Origin of the sequence: Methanofastidiosum sp. (genome assembly GCA_035362715.1) — an archaeon.
Lineage (GTDB): Archaea > Methanobacteriota_B > Thermococci > Methanofastidiosales > Methanofastidiosaceae > Methanofastidiosum.
Genome location: DAOSDU010000002.1, coordinates 172,606 through 195,697 on the forward strand (window position 1 = coordinate 172,606; position 23,092 = coordinate 195,697).

Below are 23,092 nucleotides of genomic sequence, written 5' to 3' on the forward strand. Positions count from 1 at the left end.
ATTTATGAGAATCGTAGAAGGAAAAAAACTGGATATTATAAAAAAAACTATTGAGAGCTATGGTGGAATCTTCGAGTTGCCTGCAAACAATATATTATTGATAGTTGGCGATGAGGTATTTTTTGTTAACAAACTAATTTATGAAAAAGTATTAGATGAAAGAATAAACGAGAACTTAGTTTCTATGGGAACACAAATTGGTAAATTCCAAAAAAGCAATTTTTTATTGGGTTTAGAATGTCATTTAATAATAGCTCCTTCATCAAAAAAATCAAAATTGAATGAAAAAGGCGCTTCTTTATTCTTATATGGGCGGGATGTTTTTGTTAAGAATATGGTGAATCCACCAAAAAAAGGGTATACAATAGTTTCAAATATAAGAAATGAAGTGATTGGCATTGGTAAATTTGATGGAAAGATGTTGAATAATGTTATTGATAGGGGGTCATACCTCCGAACTCTTGAATAATGTTTAGTTTAAAACATACAATGTTAAATTTGTTACACTAAGGTCATCATATTTAAAAGGTATTTTTAATTTCTTCATTCGGTGATACTTAATGGTAGTTAATATGAAAGGCAAGCATCTTGCTTCTTTACATGACCTTACGAAAGAAGAAATATGGCAAATTTTGAAAACCGCCGAAACTTTGAAGATTAAACAGAAAACCGGGGAACGACACGAATTATTGTACGGTAAAACTTTAGCAATGATATTCCAAAAACCATCAACGAGAACAAGGGTGTCTTTTGAAGTTGGAATGAAACAATTAGGGGGGCATGCTTTGTACTTATCCTCTACAGACCTCCAACTGGGGAGGGGGGAAACAGTAGGAGATACGGGAGCAGTTCTCGCTCGTTATTGCGATGGTATAATGGCAAGGGTATTTTCCCATGACAACATTATAGAACTATGCAAACATTCAACTGTTCCAGTTATAAATGGTCTATCCGACCTTTTACATCCATGTCAATGCTTGGCTGATTTAGAAACAATTCTAGAAAAGAAACAAGAATTTAAAGGACTTAAATTAGCATTTGTCGGTGATGGAAACAACGTTTGTCATTCTCTAATGTTTGGATCTGCAAAAGTAGGGATGGATATGACTGTTGTCTGTCCAAAGGGTTACGAACCTGACAAACAAATTGAGAAAATGGCACTAGAAGACGGACTTAAACTTGAAATAACAAACGACCCTAAAGGTGTTAAAGGCGCAGATGTAATTTACACAGATGTATGGGCAAGTATGGGTAAAGACAAAGAGCATGATGACAGAGTAAAAGTATTCAAACCTTACCAGGTAAACGAAAAATTAGTTTCACAGGCTCAAGACGACTGTATAGTTATGCACTGCTTACCTGCGCACAGGGGAGAAGAAATAACTGACGAAGTAGTAGATGGCCCACATTCAGTCGTACTTGACCAAGCCGAGAACAGAAACCACGCACAAAAAGCCGTAATGGCACTTTTAATGTAATAGATTATTAATCTATTATTCTTTTTTTATATTAATTTTTTAGTTACACTTTCTATTATTCTAACTTAATAGCATTAAATACCTAGAAAAATATATAAACTCCTACAAGAAAAACTGTAAAAGGGATACTCATGAGGATTTCTAAATTATATGGGCTCGAATTGTATAATACAAAAGGCGAGTACATAGGCATAATTAATGATATTATTCTTGAAGTAAAAGAAGGAGTTGTCTTTGGACTAGCAGTTGGGCAAGAAAAAGGCATAGACAATATTGCAGTCGGATTCAAGGATGTTTCTGCTATCGGGGACATCGTTATTGTAAGGGCTAAGAAAGAAGATTCAGTAAAGCTTGGAATGTAAAAGGGTGTTCAAAATGACGGGCAAAATAGAGAAATATCTTTTAGATAAATTGCAAAAGGAAAAACTTCATTTTTCTTTAGTTGACCCAGATAGCTTCTCTATAGAAGAAGCAAAAAGCGCAGCTGCTATTTCCGAGGAGGCTGGAAGCGACGCGATATTAATAGGTGGTTCTACACATACTTTGGGCAATTATCTTGATATTTTGATAGAATCAATTAAAGCCAGTACAAAACTCCCTGTGATTATATTCCCCGGAGGTGTAGCCCAAGTATCACCCAAGGCAGATGCAATCCTTTTCATGTCTTATATGAATTCAAGAAATCCTTATTTTATTACAAAATCTCAAGCTCTCGGAAGTTTCCTAGTAAAAAAAACTGGAATCGAACCTATACCCACAGGTTACCTAGTAGTTGAACCAGGTGAAACTGTAGGGTGGATGGGAGAAGCTGATCTTATTCCTAGAAAAAAACCCCAAATAGCTGCTGCTTATTCACTAGCCGCACAGTATCTTGGGATGAGATTTGTTTATCTTGAAGCGGGATCAGGCGCTCCTGAAACAGTTACTCCTGAAATGGTGGGACTTGTAAAAAAGGTCATTGATATACCTTTAATTGTAGGGGGTGGAATAAGATCTCCAGAATCAGCAAAGAAACTTGCTATGGCGGGAGCAGACATATTCGTAACTGGAACTATTATTGAAAAAGAAAAAGAAAAACTTTTTGACATAATAAAAGCCATAAAAAGTTAAAGTGGGCGGATTATAGCCCATCTTTTGTAATATTGGCATTGAACTAAGCGACCTACCACAAACCTCAGACCAGGTTTCATCGGTTTTAGTTTGGCCTTGCACCATGTGGGAAGGTATTCCACCGTTTCCTATGCCTTCTCAGTAGTTTTGGAATTTGTTGCCAAATTCCGTCTACATCATTTTCATCAGACAAAGGCCGTTTTTTTCTGTTCCTTTACCTTGGATTTCTCCAAGCATCTTTCGATGCCACATCCTGATCAGGTGGATGGAGCTTCCTCCCCTAAGGGAAGCCAATATTCCGCCCACACAATAACTTAATAACGTTGAAGATATAAATTTATTCATGAATATTCTGATGATTGGTGAATATCCTCCAAAAATTGGAGGTATTTCTACCCACATATCTCAACTAAAAAAAGAATTAAATAAACTAGACCAAGATGTTTTTGTTTTAACTTATTCAAATTGCTTAGAAGAAAAAGTATATTCTACAAGATTACCTAAGAAGTTTAGGGGATTTTTTTTTATTATATTTGGTTTCTTCAAAGGCATCAGAATTATTAGAAAAAATAAAATTGATTTAATACATGCGCATTTTGCCACAACTCCCGGACTACTAGGCCTTTTTTTGTCTGTTGTTACAAGGAGAAAAAGAATTTTAACAGTTCATGGTAGTGATATCAATGTTTACTTAAATCGAAGGATTATGGGCCAAGTGGTAAGATTATTATTATCCAAGTATCTCGTTATTATTGCTGTATCTCCTGATTTAGCTGAAAAAATTACACATTTTTCTAAGGGAGATGTAATTTCTATTCCCAACGGAGTTGACAATTTGAGATTTTTTTCTAATGTTTCTGAAAAAAAAGGGATAGGATTTATTGGGGCTTTGGTGAATGAGAAAAATCCTAGAGAATTTGTTGAGCTAATCAGAGAACTTCGGCAAAAAAGAATTGTTGAACCAGCATATATCATTGGCGATGGGTATCTAAGAAAAGAACTAGAAGAAATTTCCAATGGACTAAATATTAATTATTTAGGGGAAATAGTAAATACAGAAAAATACTTGAATAAATTTAAAGTAGTTGTTTCAACTTCAAAAACTGAAGGATTTGGACTTTCTATTCTAGAGTCTATGGCATGTGGCGTTCCTGTAGTTTCACTTGTAAGTCCGGGCTCTGAATATCTATTAGGTGATTTGAATTTGGTAGTCCAAGATAAGAATCAATTAGCAGAATTAGTAGCAAAAATAATATTAAATCCAGAAATTAGACTTGAACTTTCCAACAAGGTACTAGAAAAATCTAAGTTATTTTCTTGGAAAAAGTGTGCTGAAGAGACCTTGGTCGTCTATAAAAAATTTATTTAAATAATGGGATGTAAGGATTTATTTTTATTAAAATAAGAAATGAAAAACCTATTCCTAGTGCATATGCCAATATATCGTGGGCAATAAGCCAACTATAATCTTTTTCAAAAAGGTATATTGTCACGACTAGTCTTAATATATTCAAAAATAATAGGCTTATAAGAAATAAAGATAGATATACTATTTTTTTAGTTAATGTTAGTGAGGAAAGTACAAATAAAGATGTGAATATGGCACCTGAAGCTAATCCAATACACCTTTTAGAGATCTCATAATTTCCAACAGCTACAAATTTCTCAGATATAATAAGTGGCTTTTGTATGTCTAAAAGTGCTATCCCTTCCTTAACAGCTTCCGCTGTGAATATCCTAATTGGGGTATAATCGCTTATAACATAAAGAAATATGGAAACTATTGTTCCCTTAATAAAAAATAATAACTTAACATAATTGCCCTCTCCATATTTCTCAATTATCTTATCTTTTATCATTTATTTTTCAATAATAGAGACAGTTTTAAGTTTTTCCTTATTAATTTTGTAGATTTCGTAACATTCAGGGATAATTTTATATATTAATTTACTTTTAATTATATAAACAACGGAGGAGTTTTATTGGGAGAGTCGCTAGTAATATCATCAGGAAAGGGTGGTGTGGGCAAAACTACTATTTCTGCTAATTTAGGCATTGCTCTTTCTGAAGTTGGACTCAATGTTCTAATTTTTGACGCAGATATAACTATGGCTAATCTTGAACTCATATTTGGGATGGAGGGATTACCAAAGACAATACAGGATGTATTGGAAGATAAGGCAAGGCCCCAAGATATAATTTATGAGGGCCCAGGTGGGGTAAAAGTCGTCCCAGCAGGTCTTTCGTTAAGAAGATTAAAAAAATCCGATCCTGATAAAATTAATGAAATATTTAAATTCTTTGTTGACAAAGTTGATTTGTTAATAATTGATGGGCCACCTGGTCTTGAAGTAGATGCCGTAACTTCTATCGCAGCTTCAGATAATATGCTTTTGATAGTAAATCCTGAAATAACTTCTTTGTCAGATGCATTGAAGATAAAACTTATAGCAGAAAAATTAGGCACAAGAATACTAGGAGTTATCGTAAACAGGGTTAGAGGAGATCCAACAGAAGTTTCTGGGCCTGAAATAGAAGCAATACTGGAACTTAGAATAATTGGTAATGTTCCAGAAGACCAAATAGTAAAGAAATCAACAACACTAGGTAAACCTTTTGTATTATTGGACCCAAAATCTCCGGCTTCACTAGCTATTAAAGATATTGCAAAAAAAATTGCAGGAAAGAAGACGGAATTTCAACCTTCCAACAAATCGATGAATAAATTAATGGGAGGCCTATTTGGGAGATGATTGTATGGCATTATTAGACATAATGATTAACAGCTGGATTATAATTTTTATTATTGCCATAGTCAGTATAATTATTAATGTAATCTTGGGTGTTAGGGTTTATATGCAAGGAGAAGAGCTCCAAAGATTACGCGGGGGCAGGTTATCCAGGGAGGAACTTGAAATATTAAGGGCCCGTCTTGCTAGAATTAAAAAACTTTCCAAATAACCCTATGATTATTCTTAAAATTATACTTTTCTATTTTATAGTTACAAGAATTAATCACTAATTCTAAATATTAAAAATAGTTATTGTTAAGCAATAATACCAAAAGCTTTATATATTTATCAAATCATAATTGGTAGTGGATATTCATAACTAGGTGGAACAATGCAAAAATCCAATTATTTATATTTGCTAAATATATTTTTATTATCGATATTTATTATCGGCATTGTTGCAACTCCGGTTTTGGCGCAAGGCGTAATATCTGGAAGAGTAACCGATGATAACGTAACGCCACAAGGAATTAGCGGTGCTATAGTTGATGCTTACAAAGCAAATGATGCCAATGCTTGCCCTACTATAAAAGGGATGGCAACAACTGATGTTAATGGTACATATTATATATACCCATTAGAACATGGAATGTATAGAATTAGGGCTTATGCGCCTGGTTATAAGTCAGAGTATCCTTTTTCTATGCTAGCCAATACCTGTACAACTTCATGTTCTCCTGATTATAACTTGACACTTAACGATACAAATGGTAGTATTATAGGGCGTGTTTTTCAGCCCGATGGAATAACTCCCATTGAAGGCGCAACTGTTAGGGCTTACTACCCGGGAACAGAAAATGTATTAGCAAGTTCTTTAACATCTGCAGAAGGTAATTATACCCTTTCTAATTTGGAAGGCGTATATGATATAGAAGCATCTGGAGTAGGATGGCTTCCAAAAAAAATAAGAGTTACTGTTCCACCATTACCTTCGGTACTAATTCAAGATTTTGTTCTTTTACCTGGACCTTATTATGATCCGGATGCAGTATTCATGGGATGGGTAGAAATTGGTGATTTGACAGTCGTGGGAGATTACACCATACTACTTAAAGATCTCCAGAGAAGGCATCCATTAATGCCCCCTGAAAGAGGTATTTTGGAAGTATATAGAAAAGGTACAATGGTAATCCAACAGGTTGTAGTTCCCGGGGATACATTGTATATAGATGAAATAATGAAAATAAAGGTAAATGAGATTAATGATCACGAAAATGCCAATTATTTTGGTAGATACAAACTTAACATAACTGTAACTAAAAGAAAAGAGCCGGAACTATCTATTAATCTGACAACTCTGTACATTGGAGAAATAGATGATAAAGATAGAACTTTCTTGAGAGGAAGTAAAGAAGGAATAAAAACAGTCCTTCTAGGCGATGTCGATATCAACGCAAGTTCAGGGTCTGTTGAATTTGATGACAATACTTATAATTTCAATGTCTCCGCAATAAATGGAAACATTCAATACGTATATAATTTTGAAGAAGTCAACGGTTCATTTGTCCAACCTGGTGAATTACGTCAAGGAGATATTATTACTATAGGAAAAGATGGCACTTGTAAAAATATTAGGCAATTAACAATTTATGAGATGGGCGGAAGCACAGTAATTTGGGCGCCAATAATACATTCAATAATGAGGCCAGAAGATTTTGAATTTGAAACTGAAAACGAAATAGAAAAGCCTCAGTCAGACACTACATTTTGGTATGTAACTGAAATTGAGAATACCGGAGATATACCTGCAAAAAATATTAAAATACATATAACCGCTAAAGATTTCACTTTTTTGACCGGTAATAACTGCTATTGTGGCTCAGACAATGAAGCATGTCTTGAAATAAAATCCATGGAGCCTGATGAAAAAAGACTAATTGTATTCAAATTTAAAGCCCCTCAAACTGATTACCTAAAAGTATCACCTATCCAAATTGATTTGTCATATCAAATGGGATATTTTAATGAAAAAGAACAGGAAGTAATTCAGGATTATTCAAAAAGCGATAAAACTTTAATTACAATAGTCCCAAAGCAACCAGAATTTCAAATTACAAGAAATATAGTTAAAGAAAAACTTTTCGTTGGGGAGACTACTGACGTTGAGGTCAGAATAAAGAATACTGGAGATATAACGGCTACAAAGATAAAATTAATTGATTATATTCCAGATGGATTTGAACTAATCGACGGTAGCGCTACAATGAATATCGATAAAATGGTAAAAAATGAAACATTCACTCTAATCTATAAAGTAAAAGCTCTTGAAATGGGAGAATTTGAATTTAAAACTCAATTAATCTTTGAAGATGAAGCAGGGAAAAACTACAAAACAACTTCAAAACTTGAACCAGTTACCGTAAGCAAAGAATTCCCAAGACTTGAGATTCTTAAAAAATTGGATAGAGTTACAATATCTAGGGGAGATTCCGTTATTGTAGTATTAGTTGTGAGAAACACTGGAAATAAAATTGCAAGAGATGTACAAGTTCTTGATTTCGTTCCCGAAGGATTTAGATTAATTGATGATCCCAAAACAAAAAGAATAGAGTATACAATCTCTGAGCTAAAACCAGAACAAGAAAGAATGTTCAAGTATATAATAACTGCATCTTACCCCGGGGAATATAAAATAGGGGATACAAAATTATTGTATTATGACTTAGAAGGTCACAGTTTTGAACATATTGCATCAGGTACATCTGTAAGAGTAAATGGCGAGCCCAAAATAACAATCTCCAATATTCAATACTTCAACGAAGAATATTCTTTTGCCGATTATAAATATGTGGATGTTGTATTAACTTTAACGAATACAGGGGATGGCCTTGCAAAGAAAATTAGTTTCATCAATGCTATTTCAGGAGATATAGAGTTAGTTGACGGTGAATTGGGAGGGTTCATCGATACTCTAAAACAGGGTGATTCAAAAACAAGTAAATTCACAGTTAGAGTTCTTCAAGAAAATAAGGATAAGATATTCACAATTAATACCTCTTCAGAATTTGAGGATATAGCTGGAAAAAAATCTAAATCTGAAGTATCAACAAATATAACTGTTGGCGGGAGGGCTCCAACTATAAATTTGCTAAGACAAGAATCTGAGTATAAGTCTGACATAATTAGAATTGGCCATATCATTCCAGTAGTTACAATAATTACAAACACAGGTGATGGCGATGCTAAAAACGTAAGGATTGAAGATAGAATACCTTCAAACCTTCAAGTAACAACAGGTATCAATTATTGGGGAGGTCAATTAAAACCAGAGGAGAGAGTAACTTTAAGATACACTTTAGTACCTTCTCAAGGTGGAGAATACCAAATTGGCCAAACTTTATCAACATATGAAGATGAATGGGGGGTCAAAGGGACTAAATCTTTATCTCCAACTCTAGTCACAGTGTGGGGACCTTCAATTTCTAGAACTATATCTACAAATGAGATTGAAGAAGGGGAAACAGTAAAGATAACTTACAAAATCAAAAACTGGGGAAAAGACGATATTTACGAAGTTAAATTAGTTGAAGTCCTCCCGCCAGGATTTGAGATAATTTCTGGCGATAAGGAAATAATCATTGGGGAAATAAAAGGCGGAAGTGAAGTATCAAAAGAGATGCAGGTAAAATTTACAAAATCTGGAGCATTCATCTTAGAAGATTCTAAGTTTTTCTGGAAAAATGCCTTCGAAGAATCAAAATCTTTGGATATGGAAAGAACAACAATTAGCGTTAAAGCAAAACCAGAACCACAAACTAGTTTACCAAGTGTTCCTCAATCTGTAACTCAGACAATACAGGATATTAAATCCTCGCCTTATGCACCTTTTATTATAATTGCAATTATTGTATTACTTTTGTCAATAGTTGGGTACTCAGTTTACAAATCCATGAGATCAAAAGGGCCATCTACCGCAATACTTTCGATGCCAAAAGATGGAACTCCACCAACTAGACCGGAAACAGTCAAAAAAGAAAAAATAAAATCCAAGAAAGGATTTAAACTTTTTTCAAAGCAAAAAGAAAAAGTAGTTAAATCTGATCAAAAGGCGCCTGTATCTTTTGAAGCCCAAGTTAAACCATTAGTTAAAGAATCAAAAAAAGAGAAGAAAAGTTTTGGACTATTTTCTAAAAAGGAAAAAACACCTCCCAAAGAAAGAGTCCCAGTGCCGGTATCTCCAAATCTTGAAGTTGAAAATAAATTTAAAGAATTTGTAACACGTGATGGGGGCGAGAATATTTTAACAAAAGATCAGATTAATCAAGAAATACTTGGCAAAAGAGTTGCACCTCCTGCATTAAAACAAAAACAAAAGAATAAATTTTCACTATTTTCAAAGAAAAAAGAAGGAATACCTCAAGAAAAAAAGTCTTTTTCACTGGATCATTTATCCAATTCACGGGAAGATAAAGAAATCAAGAAGGAACAACTGAAAAAAGAACTAGAATCTGTAAATATTTTAGAGGAAGAACTACCTTTATTAAAAGATAAATTTAAGAATATTAATGGAAAGGCAGAAGCTAGATATACACCTATAGTTAATTCGATAATGAAAGAAGACACTGAAAATAGACCTCCGGAAGTAGAATTTAGGGCCCCTGAAGAGATAAGAAAAGAGCTCGAAGAAATGAAATTGACCTTACAAGATAAAGATAAAATAGAATCCCTTGATTCGTTTGAAATAGAATCTTTGAGGTCTGAGATTTCTAAGACACTAGAGGAGATAGAAAAAAGACAAGAAAATATATCTAGAGATGAAGAGCAAATTAATATTCAACACAATATTGAACAAGAATCTTCTCGTATAGATCTCATGGACAGAAAAGAACTTGATGAATTCCAGATTAAAATTTTAAATGAACTTGATGATCTTGAAATTAAGAAAAATATTGATTTTGAAGAAGAACAGTTGAAAGAAATAAAAGGAAGAGTAGTCCCCAAGAATGTTGATTTGGATCTTCCCCCCTCCGTAGAAAGAGCATACAAAGAGTTTAGACAAAAGAAGAATAAGGGGGAACCAGAGAATCCATTTAAAGAAGAGGGCAATGGATCAAGTAAAAAGGGCAGTTCTTGGACAAATAACTTTAAACATAACAATACTTCGCCAGAAATACCTTCTTCAATTAAGGAATTACTAGAAAAAAGATCTTCTAGTTCAAACGACGCCTATACTTCAATACCAGATCCAAAAGAACTCATTAAAGGGAAGAAAGAAAATAATACTCGCTTCTTTTCCAACAATCCAACATCAGTTCCAGACCCAAAAGAAGTGATAAAAGGTAAGAAGAAAAACCAAATATGAATGTCTGGTTAATTTATACGAAAATCTTTTATAACAATTTTGATAAACTTATACGTGTTTTAATGTCTCGCTTTGTATCACAGAATATCTCAAATATTAAACCAGTAATCGAATCGATATCTGAGCTGACTGGCGAATGCTTGTTCACAATAAACAAAAATGGTATATATATTGAAGGGACGGATCCTTCTCTTATATCTAAAGTAGAATTTTTAATGCCCGCTAAATCTTTTGATAAATTTGAAATAGATGCTGAAGAATCAGTCGGGGTTAATATAGATTCTTTCGCGAAGATATGTAGAAGGGCTTATCAAAACGAATTAATGAGTATTGATATAAATTCTAAAGCGGGTAAAGTAGAGCTTATTCTAGAAAGTGATTTTAAAAGAAATTTTGAATTTACTTTACTTTCAACTACTAATTTCAGTATCCCTCAATTAAATCCTAAATATTCAACTTTTATTGAAATTGATAGTAAAATATTTAGAGACATTATCAAAGATATGGCCGTTATAGGGGGAACAATTCTTTTTTCAATCCATAAAAATAATATTTCTATTTCCTCTGAAGATTATACTTCTAAGGCATTGGCTGAAATCTCTTCAGAATCAAAATCTATAAAAAAATTTGAAGCTAAAACTATTCAACGTTCAAAATACAATCTTAACTATATCCTAAGTTTCTTAAGTGCGTTTGCCGTTTCAGATTATCTTAAAATATCTGTTGGGGGATCAAAACTTCCCTTGAAACTTGAATACCAAATAGGTGAAGAAGGCCGATTTACACTATACCTTGCTCCAATGGAGATATAGATGAATCTTTTATTTTTTCTTTCAGGGAGTAGTACCCTATTTGCCAAAGAGGAAGTCATTTCTTTGCTGAATTCTTATGGAATAAAATATCAAATAATCTTTAGTGAAGGGCAATTTCTAATAATTAAAACTAGTAGTGTTATAATTGATTTTATTTTCCGATTAGGTCTGACCCATTTTGTATTGGATATTATTTCTGATTTAGTTATCGATGACAAAATAGATAAATCTCTTTCAGAAATCCAATGGGATTCTCAACTTAACTTTGATAGAACTTTTAAAGTAAGAGTTAAGAATAAAGAGAAAAAAGAATATAATAATATTGAACTTCTCATTGCAAAGTCTATATCAAAATATTTTGAAAATAATATAAAAGCAGATTTAACAAATCCGATGGATGAAATAATCGGATTGACTTTTAAAAATAAATTATATATTGGGAAAAAAATCTTTGAAAGAAATAAGAAGGATTTCAACAAAAGAAAACCACAATTAAGGCCATTTTTTTCACCTACTTCAATAGACCCGCGTATTGCAAGAGCAATGATTAATATTTCACAAGCTCAAAAAGAGATCTTAGACCCTTTTGCAGGAACAGGAGGTATTCTAATTGAAGCAGGCCTTATAGGACTCGATACGTATGGCCTTGATATTGAGGAAAAAAGCGCGATAGGAACAAAAACGAATCTTTTAAATTATGGGATAAAAAACTTTGACATTAGATCAGGAGACGCAAGGAAAATATCTGAGATATTTGAAAGGAACTTTGAATCTATAGTTACTGATGCGCCATACGGCCGTTCCACTAAAATAGACAAGGATAAAGAGAAGATGTACACGGATTGTTTTTTGTCGATACTAGAATCTTTCAAAAAACGATGTGTGATTGGATTAGATAGAGAATATCCATTTGATGAAATAGGATTTCGCATTGAGAGCATCTATAGCTTTAGAGTTCACAAAAGCCTTACTAGATATCTTCATGTTCTGTCAAGATGATAATCAATTCATATATTCTTGAGGACGCAGAAGTCAGTAATAGCGTGATTTTAATATTAATGATTATTTTTTATAATATTATTGTTAATCAATAATATGTTAAAGCTTTTCAAAACTGTGTATTCTGAAATTGAATAATGTAATTTAATTTAAAATATAAATATTAAAAGATGGTAATTTATTCATTCTCAGGGTCTTTGGCTGAGATCATCCTTTCTTTTATGTCCTCAGGCTCACCTATGAAGACTACTTTTCCGTCTTTCATGAAACATGCCCTATCACATACATCTACGATAAAATCTGAGTCATGAGTGACTATTAAAAACGTTTCACCTAGAACTTCCCTTGCTTTTCTAATTGATTTTGCAACTATTTTTCTTGTGAATGGATCCATGGTACCGGTGGGCTCATCAAGAATCACTATTCTTGGTTCTTTGATCAATACTTGGGCCAGTGCAATTCTGTGTTTTTCACCAACAGACAATGCATCGGGCATTTTATTTAAGATTTCATCCAATTCCTTTTGGTCTTCAAATCCCACTCCTTCTAGAACAGAAATAACCTTCATTTTTCCTAATTCTTTGGGAAGTTTAATCCCTATGGCATCAGTAAGATTTTGCAATACATTTTTGTCTGGGTATAGCGTGTACTCTTGGTGAAGAACGCCCATGTAAAGCATCGCCTTTCCTTTGCCTAGAAATCCAGGCTCTTTCATGTCTATCCATTCATCGCCAATCCTGATGTTTAGTTCACCTTCAGTAAATGGTGTAATGCCTGCAATCATTCTAGAAACTGTAGTCTTACCAGTTCCACTCTTGCCTACAAGACCAAAAATCTCTTTTTCATTAACTGCAAAAGTAACCCCATCAACAGCCTTAACAACTCCACGGGATATGGAGTAGTAATACTTTTTTACATCCCATAACTCAATTATGCCGCTGCCAATTCCTGGAAATCTTACCTTTTCTTCAGGTAATAGCTTTTCCATAAAAGCCTTAACTACTTCTTTCGAATTTCCATCTTGGATTACTTTTCCATTATCAAGCCATACCGCTTTTTGGGCCAATAATTCAATGGCTTCTGGCCAGTGAGATGTAACTATTAAGGACATTCCTTGTTTTACTGCATCTAATAATACATTATGGACTGTGTTTGCAGTCAAAGGATCCAAAGTTCCTGTTGGTTCATCTGCTAGAAGCAGCATAGGATTAATAGCAAGTTGCCTTGCAAGAACAATTCTTTGTTTCTCTCCCCCAGATAGGTCTCTTGCAATATGGGTCATCCTTTGGATCATATTCACCTTTTGTAAAAGTTCTATAATCTTAGGTATAATCATATTTTTTGGTATTTCAGACCCAGCGAAAGCATCCTGCATATTTTCCATAACTGTTTTTTCACCATAAAGTGAAAATGTACGTTGTAACATAATTGCAGTTCTTTTTCTTATAGGATTAAAAAAAGCCGTATCTTCCCAGAAATCTACTTTTTTTAGAATCATTTTTTCATTGCATTTCGTGCATGGGGTGTCTTTTTTACTTGGAAAGTCCACCTTCATACATTTGGGGCAATAAGAAACATTGTAGAAAATCTTACCTTCTGTTGGCCTGTATTCTTTAGTTCCCCTCAATATATTGATAAGAACAGATTTACCGCTGCCACTCTTTCCCAATAGTCCTAACGATTCCCCTTCTTTTACTTTGAAGGATACGTTATCAAGAATCTTCTTATTATCAAAAACAATTGATACATTTTCAACTTCCAAAAGATATTCGCTCAATTTAATCCCCATCTTTTGTTTATGTTGATGTTAAGACATCTAACTATATTTAAGTTTTTGGATTACGAATATAAATTCATAAGTATTTCCTGGTTACTAATGTATTTATATGCCTATAGCCATATTATTTTAGGGAGTTTAAATGATAAGTATAGTCTCAAAGAACAGAGAATTATTGTCTATTTTTTATACTTTTCTTAAGATATCGGGACTTACCATTGGAGGGGGATACGCAATGGTACCAGCTATTGAGAGAAACCTGATTAATAAAAAACTAATAACTGAAAAAGAGTTTTTTAATATACTTTCAATCGCACAGTCTATGCCCGGTCCAATAGCATTCAATTTATCAATACTATTGGGTAAAAAACTAAGGGGGTTTTGGGGTGCAGTATTTGCATCATTTGGGGTTATCATTCCTCCATTTTTTGGAATAATAATAGTTGCTAGTTTAATACAAGCCAATTCTGGCAGTGTTTATGTGGCCAAATTTTTGAATGGGTGTTATATAGCAACTGTTGGATTGACTTCATACGTGCTTTATAAAATAATGAAAAATATCAATTATAACAAAATTACTATCCCTCTTTTTTTATTTGGTGTATTGTTTATTATTCTAAATAAAAACTTGACATTTTTTGTATTTCTTTTTTTAGTTTTTATTAATTATTTTTATGAAAAGGGAGGGATTGATTGCTAAACATTCTATTTATTTTCTTCTACATTGGTTCAATATCTTTCGGGGGTGGGTGGGCTGTTGTTGGATTGATTAAGGATATAATGATTGGCCAAAATTATTTAAATTTTCCAGAATTTAAAGAAATTTTAACTGCGGCACAATTAACACCGGGGCCAATCGCAGTCAATATGGCAACTTATGTTGGATATAAATACTATGGTTTTATCGGAGCTATATTAACCACATTTTTTTTGCTTTTACCCCCGATAATAATCATGGCTAGTTACTTAACGTTAAAGAAATCAATAAAATTAAAAAAAGAATATTTTATTAATTCTCTAGCTCTTGGAACCGCGGTACTTGTTTTTATAACATTATATTCCTTAGGAGTTCAATTTATATTAAATCTTGATATAAAGGCGGTAATACTAGCATTAGCAATATTTATTTTACTTGTTAAAACTAGAATAGACCCAATCTTTTTTATAATTGGATCAGGATTCATAGCAATTTTAGTGTTGTGATGATTAGTAGTTAGATTTATAAATTATGAATAAATATTCATATTGAAGATATCATAAAAACGAAGTGTATTATTATGGATAATAGGAAGTTTAAGTGTTATGACTGCAACTACGAGTGGGATTTACCTCACGGGACTGGAAAAATGGGCATTAACTTGAACTGCCCTAAATGTAACAGTTCGAATGTACACAGAGTCAACGGTGGTAGGTATGGAAACAGAACTGGATTTTGTAGATCAAATAATCCAAATTTAGACAATAACAAAAATTAAATAACAATATTTTTCTTGAAACGGATAAGATATTATGAAAGTAACAATACCTACTGGTTTTATTTTGGAAATAGAAGATGAAGTATTCTCTCATCTTTTGGCAAAGTATCAACATTTTGGGAGAAATCAACTCCGTCAGACATACAACGTTGAAATTAATTGAAAATATTTTAGTTAAATAGAATATTAGGGGATATAAATGGAATCAAATCTCAAAGAGCACTTGAAAGTTCAAAAAATGAATATTGATGAAAGAATGTCAAAAATAGGAAAAAAAATTGCAGTTGGAAGTGGTAAAGGGGGAGTGGGGAAATCCGTTGTAACTTCTCTTATTGCTTCTTACCTTGCAAAACAAGGAAAAACAGTAGGTATACTAGATCTCGATATAACTGGTCCAAGTATACCCATGATGTTTGGAATAGATGAAAAACCAATTGGAGGCAGTTCTGGAATAATACCTGTTGTTTCTAAAAGTGGCATTAAGATTATGTCAATGAGTCTTTTTCTACCAAATAACGAAGACGCCGTTATTTGGAGAGGATTAAGAATAAGTGGAGCTGTATCACAATTTCTTGCAGATGTTTTATGGGAAGATATCGATTATTTGTTATTTGATTTACCCCCTGGAACTAGTGATGTTCAACTTACCTTAATGCAAAGTATTAAACTTGATGGATTTGTAGTTGTAACCTCTCCTCAAATTTTAGCTTCAACAATAGTGAAAAAAGCAGTTTCCATGGCAGAAGAGTTGAATGTTAAAGTATTGGGCGTAGTTGAAAATATGGCATATGCATCATGCCCCACATGTGGAAAAAAAATTGATCTATTCGGAAATGGGGAAAACTCTAAGATGGGAATTCCAGAAATAGGCAGTATACCAGTAGATCCCGAGATATCTAGACTATGTGATGATGGTAAAATCGAGAATTATCAAATAGATCTTGATAAAATCTATCAGATTATAGAGAATATTTAAGGCATATACACATTTTTCTAATTAGAATGCCCCTATAAAATTAAATACCGGGATATTTTTATTTATTTTTGTATTTTGTCTAATACTTATTGATTTATTCATTTTAACTTCTTTTTATTAAATATAATATTATTAATAAAATTTATAATTAAAATAAAATTAGAGTTTGTTGTTAGTTTGGCATATCAAATAAATATTCTAAATAGAAACACTTAAATATTATTTGTATGAGGTATCTCTGAAGTCCGTTTAATGGACTTTAAAAATCTTGGACATGATATCCTGTTTTTGGATATCAAAAAAAGGAGGAATACTATATGCCAAAATATAGCGATAAAATAGATTTGTATTCTGACAGGGGTAAACTCATTGAGAGTGGAGTCCCGTTGGAAGCTCTCAGTCCTCTAAAAAACGAGGCCATTCAGAGCATAGTTTCCAAAATTGTCAGGACAATTGCTGTCGATCTCAAAGGCACCCAGTCAGCACTTGCCACAGGAGCACTTGGTGGTAAAGGCCAATTTATAATGGGAAGAGAAATGAAACTCGATGTTGTTGGGAAAGCCCCAGAGATTAAGAAGAGAGTAGAAGAAATTCTTAAAGTTGATACAAAAGACGATACTTTAGTAACGCTTTTAGGAAACAATGAGCGAATGCTTGTTCAAATACCAACAAAGAGAATGTTTTGTGAATACACAGTTGGTATGACTGCAACAGCATCAGCCGTAACACAAGCAATTATAGATGTGTTCGACGTTAGCATATTTGATGCAAACGTTATAAAGGCCGCAATATGGGGATCCTACCCACAGACCCTTGATCTTAAAGGCGCAAAGATTCAGGCTATGCTTGAAGTTCCTCAGAAGAACGAAGGTCTTGGATATTCCCTAAGAAACATTATGGTTAATCACATTGTTGCTACAACAAAGAAAAATGCAATGAACTCAGCTGCACTTGCCTCAATCCTTGAGCAGACTGCAATGTTTGAAATGGGAGACGCTGTAGGTCCATTTGAGAGACTACACCTCTTAGGACTTGCATACCAAGGAATGAACGCAAACAATATTACATATGAGTTAGTTAAAGCAAATGGAAAGAAAGGAACAATAGGATCAGTTGTTGAATCCTTAGTTGGAAAAGCAATTGAAGATAAGGTTATAGCAGTAGACAAGACATTACCATCTGGATACAAGGTATACAAAGCTAAAGATATTCCATTGTGGAATGCATATGCCGCATCAGGAATGCTCGCATCAGTAATGGTAAACTGTGGTGCAATGAGAGCAGGTCAAGGAATACCTTCAACAGTCTTATACTACAACGACTTAGTTGAGCACGAAACAGGTCTACCTGGTGTAGACTTCGGAAGGGCTCAGGGTACAACTGTAGGTATGTCATTCTTCTCCCACTCTATTTATGGTGGTGGAGGACCTGGTATATTCAACGGAAACCACATCGTTACAAGACACTCAAAAGGATTCGTTATTCCATGTATCGCTGCCGCAATGGCATTAGATGCAGGAACACAGATGTTCTCACCAGAAGCGACATCCGGATTAATTAAAGAAGTTTTCTCCACAGTACCTGAGTTTGCAGAACCAATGAAGTATGTAAACCAAGCTGCTGTTAAAATCAAAGGAGGTATTTAGGAGGAGTAATATTGAAAATTAGGCCCGAGATACAGATATTTCCTTTCAAATTGATATCAAAAGAAACTGCGGACAAGATCACTGACGAGCTCACTAGGTTTGACTTTGTCACAAACGTTTCAGTCCATGGACCTTCTGTTAATTCAAATGAAAATGAGAATTATATGGTTGGATGGATATGGATTGAAATAGAGGACAACAATGAAGACGTCCAGAAGATTATAAAAGATGTTTGTGATGAATTTCTGCCTTTTGGATATAATATTGAAGTAGGCCGATTTACAAAATATAAAAAAGGAGTATCTGACTACATAAAGGGTCTAAATTAGGAGGAATAATTATGGCATATAAAGCACAATTTCACCCTGGAAAATCAGATCCATCAAAAAACAGAAAAAAATATATGGATCCTACATACAAACTCCAAAAGATAAGATCAGTATCCGATGAGGATGTTGTAAGAGTTCTTGGCCACAGACAGCCTGGAGAGGACTACAAGAGTGTTCACCCACCATTAGAAGAAATGGGAGAACCAGAATGCCCTATAAGGGAACTTGTAGAACCAACACCCGGTGCTAAGGCTGGAGACAGAATTAGATACGTTCAGTTTACTGACTCCGTTTACTTTGCCCCAATATCTCCTTATCAGAGATCTTGGATGTACTCATACAGGTACAGAGGTATGGATAGCGGAACACTTTCTGGAAGACATGTAGTAGAAGCAAGAGAAAGAGATGTTGAAGCAATTGCTAAAGAGCTTATTGAGTCCGAAACATTTGATGCTGCCAGAACAGGAATTAGAGGAAGAACAGTCCACGGACATGCTCTAAGACTTGATGAAAATGGTATCATGTTTGATGCAATGCAGAGATATGTATTTGACAAGAGCACAGGAGAAGTAAAGTACGTAAAGGATATGGTTGGAGAACCAGTACCAGCCCCAATATCTGTTGGTAAGCCACTATCTGAAGATGAACTTAAGAAAAGAACAACAATCTACAGAGCAGATGGTGTTACAATAAAGGACGATGCAGAAGTTCTTCAAATGGTACAGAATGTTCACTGGGAGAGATCCTTCGGTGGATTCGAGCCATTTAAGGAGGCCAAGTTTTAAGGAGGGGATATGAATGGTATATAAAGATGAAAAACATAACTTTATGCAGGCAATGAAAAAGAAATTCGAAGAAGCTCCTGACAAGAAAAATACAAAGTACTACGTATACGGTGGGTACAAGCAGAACAAGAGGAAAGTAGAATTTCATGATGCAGGTCTGCAGATTGCAAAAGAAAGAGGAATACCTGGGTACAATCCATCAGTAGGTATGCCACAAGGTCAGAGAGTATTAATGCCTTACCAGCTTTCACATACAGACACTATTGCTAACATGGATGACCTTCACTTCGTAAACAACGCCGCTATGCAACAGGCATGGGACGATATGAGAAGGACTATCCTCGTAGGACTTGACTCACCACACAACATTCTTGAAAAGAGACTTGGTAAAGAAGTCACACCAGAAACAATTAACCACTATCTTGAAGTAGTAAATCACGCAATGCCTGGTGCAGCCGTCATTCAGGAACACATGGTTGAAACTGACCCAAGATTAGTAAAAGACTCATACGTAAAAGTATACTCTGGAAATGATGAATTAATTGATGAAATTGATTCAAGATTCGTTATAGACATAAACAAAGAATTCCCTGCAGCCCAAGCAGCCCAACTTAAGAAGGCTATTGGAAAATCAATGTGGCAGGTAGTTAGAATTCCAACAGTAGTTGGAAGAGTTTGTGACGGAGGAACAGTTTCCAGATGGAGCGCAATGCAGATCGGTATGGCATTCATTGGTGCATACAATCTATGTGCCGGAGAAGCCGCAACTGGAGATTTCGCATACGCTGCAAAGCACGGTTCAGTCATACAGATGTCTGACATGATGCCAGCAAGAAGAGCAAGAGGTCCAAATGAGCCTGGTGGACTTATGTACGGAATTGTTTCAGACTGTGCACAGTCAATGGCCAAGTACCCAGATGACCCAGCAAGACACTCACTTGAGGCAATTGCACTTGCCGCTTTAATTTACGACCAGATATACCTTGGATCATACATGTCTGGTGGTGTCGGGTTTACACAGTATGCAACAGCCGCATACACCGATAACATCCTTGAAGACTTTGTATACTGGGGAATGGAACACGTAAAGGATAAGTTTGGCGATCTCGCAAAGCAGAAACCAAGTGTAAAACTCATAAACGACATCGGAACAGACGTTGCTATGTACTGTTTAGAGCAGTATGAACTTTACCCAGCAGTTATGGAGACACACTTCGGTGGATCACAGAGAGCTACATGTATCTCTGCAGCAGCCGGAACAAGTGTATCTATGGCAACAGGTAACGCTCAAGCTGGACTTTCAGCATGGTACCTTGCATGTAACATACACAAGGAGCAGATGGGAAGATTCGGATTCTACGGATACGACCTTCAAGATCAGATTGGTGCTTCAAACACCTTCTCATACAGATCTGATGAAGGTTTACCATTCGAGCTTAGGGGAGGTAACTACCCAAGCTACGCAATGAACGTAGGACACCAGAGTGCATACACTGGTATCGTTGCAGCAGCTCACTCCGCAAGAGGAGACGCATGGGCACTGTCACCACACATAAAGGTCGCATTCGCCGACAGGTCACTACCTTTCGACTTCGCAAACATTACAAAGGAGTTCGGAAAGGGTGCCATGAGGGAGTTCGTCCCTGCCGGAGAAAGAGACCTTATTATACCATAAATTAAAAATTTATTTTTTCTTTTCTTATTTTTAATTTAATTTCTGTGAGCTTTGGCACCGTGTACTAGTATTTGTATCAATTCTTAAGATATCTTTGATAAATGATAAGATTTTCTTCATCCAGAAAGATTTATAAGAATTAAAATGAAGATTGTTGAAATAAATAGAGGTCGTAGAGGCGAATCAATGAAAAAAGAAAAAGAGAATAAAAAAGAGTTGCATGTTTTCTCATTAGCTTCTTTCTTAAACGATTTAGGCTCTGACATGATTTATCCAATATGGCCTTTGTTTGTCACCGTTTTTCTAGGTGCCGATGTGGTGGTATTAGGGATAATAGACGGCATAGGGGACGCTTTAGTTTCATTTTCTAGTGCATTTTCTGGTTTTCTATCTGACAAGTTCAGAAAAAGAAAAATATTTGTCTGGACGGGATACGTATCTTCTGGGGTGGCTAGATTCGGCTACGCAATTTCTCCAACTTGGTTATATCTTATTCCTTTCAAAGCTTTGGATCGAGCTGGTAAGATCAGAGGTGCACCAAGAGATGCAATGATTGCCGAATTATCCTCCAAGGGTAACAGGGGCGCAAACTTTGGATTTCTCCGAGCAATGGACAACTTTGGTGCAATTGTCGGAATTACTTTATCTATAATATTATTAAAATATCTCGGATTTAGGAATTTAATTCTTATGGCTTCTATTCCCTCATTTTTTTCTGTTTTAATAATTTATCTTTTTATTAAAGAAAAAAAATTTGAAGTTCAGAAAAGAGCTTTTTCAATAAATCTCTTTGATAAAAACTTTAGGTTCTTCGTATTTGTAAATGGATTATTCGCATTAGGGGCTTTCAGCTACTCCTTCTTTCTGTTATATGTCAAAGATATTGGATTTTCAATATACACAGTCCCTGTTTTCTATTTGATTTTTACAGTCTCAAGCACGATTTTTTCATATCCATTTGGGAGAATGGCAGATAGAATTGGGAGAAAAAAAGTGTTGATGATTTCTTATCTATCTTTTGCACTTGTCTGCGGTAGTATGATCTTTACAAGAAATTTTATAGGGCTTGTGTTGATATTCTGTATTTATGGCATCTACAAATCAGCTATTGATGTATCTCAAAAAACATTAGCCTCTGAAATATGTCCTTTGGACTATAGGGCCACTTCTTTGGGATCTTTTCAACTCATTACTGGACTAATGGCTTTTCCTGCTTCTTTTATAGCAGGTATTTTGTGGAAAGTCTTGGGCATGAATTATCCTCTATATTTTTCATTAGTTTTATCCTTGATTTCTTTTCTATTAATTAATCTTGTAAAAGAACAAAAGATATGTTAATTAGAAACGTTTATAAACCACGTTTAGCCCTTCTTTTTGGTGAGCATTTAATGGAATTTTGTCCAAATTGCGGTACTCTTTTACGCGTTAATAAAAAAGAGGGTAAGTCTCTATACGCTTGTAGATGTGGTTATGAGAAAGATATAGATGAAAAAAGTAGGTTTGAGCACACTGAAAAAAATAAATCTGATGATGAAGTTGTTATCATCGAAAATAATAATATGGCAATGCCAAAAGTTAAGGAAGAATGTAAAAAATGCCACAACAGAGAAGCTTACTGGTGGATGCTCCAGACAAGAAGTGGAGATGAACCTGCAACAAAATTTTATAGATGCACAAAGTGCAGTTATACTTGGAGAGAATACGATTAAAAAATAGTATAGAGGACTTAACTTAAGAGCCTCTATCAAATTCATGTTTTAATTTTTGATTTACTCTTTTTTGGCCTTTTCTTTCTTTGGGGCACTCTTTTTTGCAGGCGCCTTCTTTGCTTTCTCAGGCTTTACTTCTTTAGCTTCAGTTTTCTTTTTCTCTGTAGTCGTCTTCTTTGGGGCACTCTTTTTTGCAGGCGCCTTCTTTGCTTTCTCAGGCTTTACTT

At 34.5% G+C, this 23,092-nt stretch carries 23 protein-coding genes and 1 other RNA gene; 21 read left to right on the top strand and 3 right to left on the bottom strand.

The window, feature by feature from the left end; all coding sequences use genetic code 11:
- Positions 1–4 precede the first annotated feature (4 nt).
- From PLI06_02290 to PLI06_02305, 4 genes are all read left to right on the top strand, one after another.
- On the top strand, positions 5–469 hold the full coding sequence (locus PLI06_02290; protein HOI76427.1) for a hypothetical protein: 465 nt from the start codon (positions 5–7) through the stop codon (positions 467–469).
- A gap of 91 nt (positions 470–560) precedes the next feature.
- Positions 561–1,478, top strand: a complete 918-nt coding sequence (gene argF, locus PLI06_02295; protein HOI76428.1) for an ornithine carbamoyltransferase — start codon at positions 561–563, stop codon at positions 1,476–1,478.
- Positions 1,479–1,609: 131 nt separating this feature from the next.
- Complete coding sequence (locus PLI06_02300; protein ID HOI76429.1) at positions 1,610–1,840, top strand: PRC-barrel domain-containing protein; 231 nt, start codon at positions 1,610–1,612, stop codon at positions 1,838–1,840.
- Positions 1,841–1,853: 13 nt separating this feature from the next.
- Positions 1,854–2,588 (top strand): geranylgeranylglyceryl/heptaprenylglyceryl phosphate synthase, encoded by a 735-nt coding sequence (locus PLI06_02305; GenBank protein ID HOI76430.1) that lies wholly within the window; start codon positions 1,854–1,856, stop codon positions 2,586–2,588.
- 1 nt (position 2,589) lies between these two features.
- On the opposite strand, the gene rnpB is transcribed toward PLI06_02305, so the two are convergent.
- An RNA gene (rnpB, locus tag PLI06_02310) (RNase P RNA component) lies at positions 2,590–2,894 on the bottom strand.
- Between the two features lie 37 nt (positions 2,895–2,931).
- Here rnpB and PLI06_02315 point away from each other — a divergent pair.
- Positions 2,932–3,957: a glycosyltransferase family 4 protein gene (locus PLI06_02315; GenBank protein ID HOI76431.1), complete on the top strand. Its 1,026-nt coding sequence runs from the start codon at positions 2,932–2,934 to the stop codon at positions 3,955–3,957.
- Here the strand turns inward: PLI06_02315 and PLI06_02320 are convergent.
- Complete coding sequence (locus tag PLI06_02320; protein ID HOI76432.1) at positions 3,950–4,447, bottom strand: hypothetical protein; 498 nt, start codon at positions 4,445–4,447, stop codon at positions 3,950–3,952. The two genes, PLI06_02315 and PLI06_02320, sit on opposite strands and share 8 nt — an antisense overlap.
- Before the next feature lie 123 nt (positions 4,448–4,570).
- Between PLI06_02320 and minD the strand changes: the two genes are divergently transcribed.
- The 5 genes from minD to PLI06_02345 all read left to right on the top strand — a co-directional run bounded on the left by minD (position 4,571) and on the right by PLI06_02345 (position 12,493).
- A complete protein-coding gene (gene minD, locus PLI06_02325; GenBank protein HOI76433.1) occupies positions 4,571–5,341 on the top strand; it encodes a cell division ATPase MinD in 771 nt (256 codons plus the stop codon).
- Between the two features lie 4 nt (positions 5,342–5,345).
- A complete protein-coding gene (locus PLI06_02330; GenBank protein ID HOI76434.1) occupies positions 5,346–5,549 on the top strand; it encodes a hypothetical protein in 204 nt (67 codons plus the stop codon).
- A 162-nt stretch (positions 5,550–5,711) separates the two neighbouring features.
- Positions 5,712–10,682, top strand: a complete 4,971-nt coding sequence (locus PLI06_02335; GenBank protein HOI76435.1) for a hypothetical protein — start codon at positions 5,712–5,714, stop codon at positions 10,680–10,682.
- A gap of 62 nt (positions 10,683–10,744) precedes the next feature.
- Complete coding sequence (gene pcn, locus PLI06_02340; GenBank protein ID HOI76436.1) at positions 10,745–11,494, top strand: proliferating cell nuclear antigen (pcna); 750 nt, start codon at positions 10,745–10,747, stop codon at positions 11,492–11,494.
- A complete protein-coding gene (locus PLI06_02345) occupies positions 11,495–12,493 on the top strand; it encodes an N-6 DNA methylase (protein ID HOI76437.1) in 999 nt (332 codons plus the stop codon).
- Positions 12,494–12,671: 178 nt separating this feature from the next.
- On the opposite strand, the gene atwA is transcribed toward PLI06_02345, so the two are convergent.
- On the bottom strand, positions 12,672–14,282 hold the full coding sequence (atwA, locus tag PLI06_02350) for a methyl coenzyme M reductase system, component A2 (GenBank protein HOI76438.1): 1,611 nt from the start codon (positions 14,280–14,282) through the stop codon (positions 12,672–12,674).
- 130 nt (positions 14,283–14,412) lie between these two features.
- On the opposite strand from atwA, the gene PLI06_02355 reads away from it, so the two are divergent.
- From PLI06_02355 to PLI06_02405, 11 genes are all read left to right on the top strand, one after another.
- Positions 14,413–14,970 (top strand): chromate transporter, encoded by a 558-nt coding sequence (locus PLI06_02355; protein ID HOI76439.1) that lies wholly within the window; start codon positions 14,413–14,415, stop codon positions 14,968–14,970.
- Complete coding sequence (locus PLI06_02360; GenBank protein ID HOI76440.1) at positions 14,964–15,473, top strand: chromate transporter; 510 nt, start codon at positions 14,964–14,966, stop codon at positions 15,471–15,473. The genes PLI06_02355 and PLI06_02360 overlap by 7 nt, the downstream gene beginning before the upstream one ends.
- A gap of 74 nt (positions 15,474–15,547) precedes the next feature.
- Positions 15,548–15,745 (top strand): hypothetical protein, encoded by a 198-nt coding sequence (locus PLI06_02365; GenBank protein HOI76441.1) that lies wholly within the window; start codon positions 15,548–15,550, stop codon positions 15,743–15,745.
- Between the two features lie 34 nt (positions 15,746–15,779).
- A complete protein-coding gene (locus PLI06_02370; protein ID HOI76442.1) occupies positions 15,780–15,908 on the top strand; it encodes a hypothetical protein in 129 nt (42 codons plus the stop codon).
- Positions 15,909–15,944: 36 nt separating this feature from the next.
- A complete protein-coding gene (locus tag PLI06_02375) occupies positions 15,945–16,721 on the top strand; it encodes a P-loop NTPase (protein HOI76443.1) in 777 nt (258 codons plus the stop codon).
- A 317-nt stretch (positions 16,722–17,038) separates the two neighbouring features.
- Entirely contained in the window at positions 17,039–18,367 is a 1,329-nt protein-coding gene (gene mcrB, locus PLI06_02380; GenBank protein HOI76444.1) for a coenzyme-B sulfoethylthiotransferase subunit beta, read from the top strand.
- Between the two features lie 11 nt (positions 18,368–18,378).
- Positions 18,379–18,696, top strand: coding sequence for a methyl-coenzyme M reductase operon protein D (locus tag PLI06_02385; protein ID HOI76445.1), 318 nt, complete (start codon positions 18,379–18,381; stop codon positions 18,694–18,696).
- A gap of 11 nt (positions 18,697–18,707) precedes the next feature.
- Complete coding sequence (mcrG, locus tag PLI06_02390) at positions 18,708–19,481, top strand: coenzyme-B sulfoethylthiotransferase subunit gamma (GenBank protein HOI76446.1); 774 nt, start codon at positions 18,708–18,710, stop codon at positions 19,479–19,481.
- A gap of 13 nt (positions 19,482–19,494) precedes the next feature.
- Positions 19,495–21,156, top strand: coding sequence for a coenzyme-B sulfoethylthiotransferase subunit alpha (gene mcrA / locus PLI06_02395; protein ID HOI76447.1), 1,662 nt, complete (start codon positions 19,495–19,497; stop codon positions 21,154–21,156).
- Between the two features lie 144 nt (positions 21,157–21,300).
- Positions 21,301–22,494 (top strand): MFS transporter, encoded by a 1,194-nt coding sequence (locus tag PLI06_02400; GenBank protein ID HOI76448.1) that lies wholly within the window; start codon positions 21,301–21,303, stop codon positions 22,492–22,494.
- Positions 22,495–22,544: 50 nt separating this feature from the next.
- Positions 22,545–22,865, top strand: a complete 321-nt coding sequence (locus PLI06_02405; GenBank protein HOI76449.1) for a transcription factor S — start codon at positions 22,545–22,547, stop codon at positions 22,863–22,865.
- The last annotated feature ends 227 nt before the right edge of the window (positions 22,866–23,092 follow it).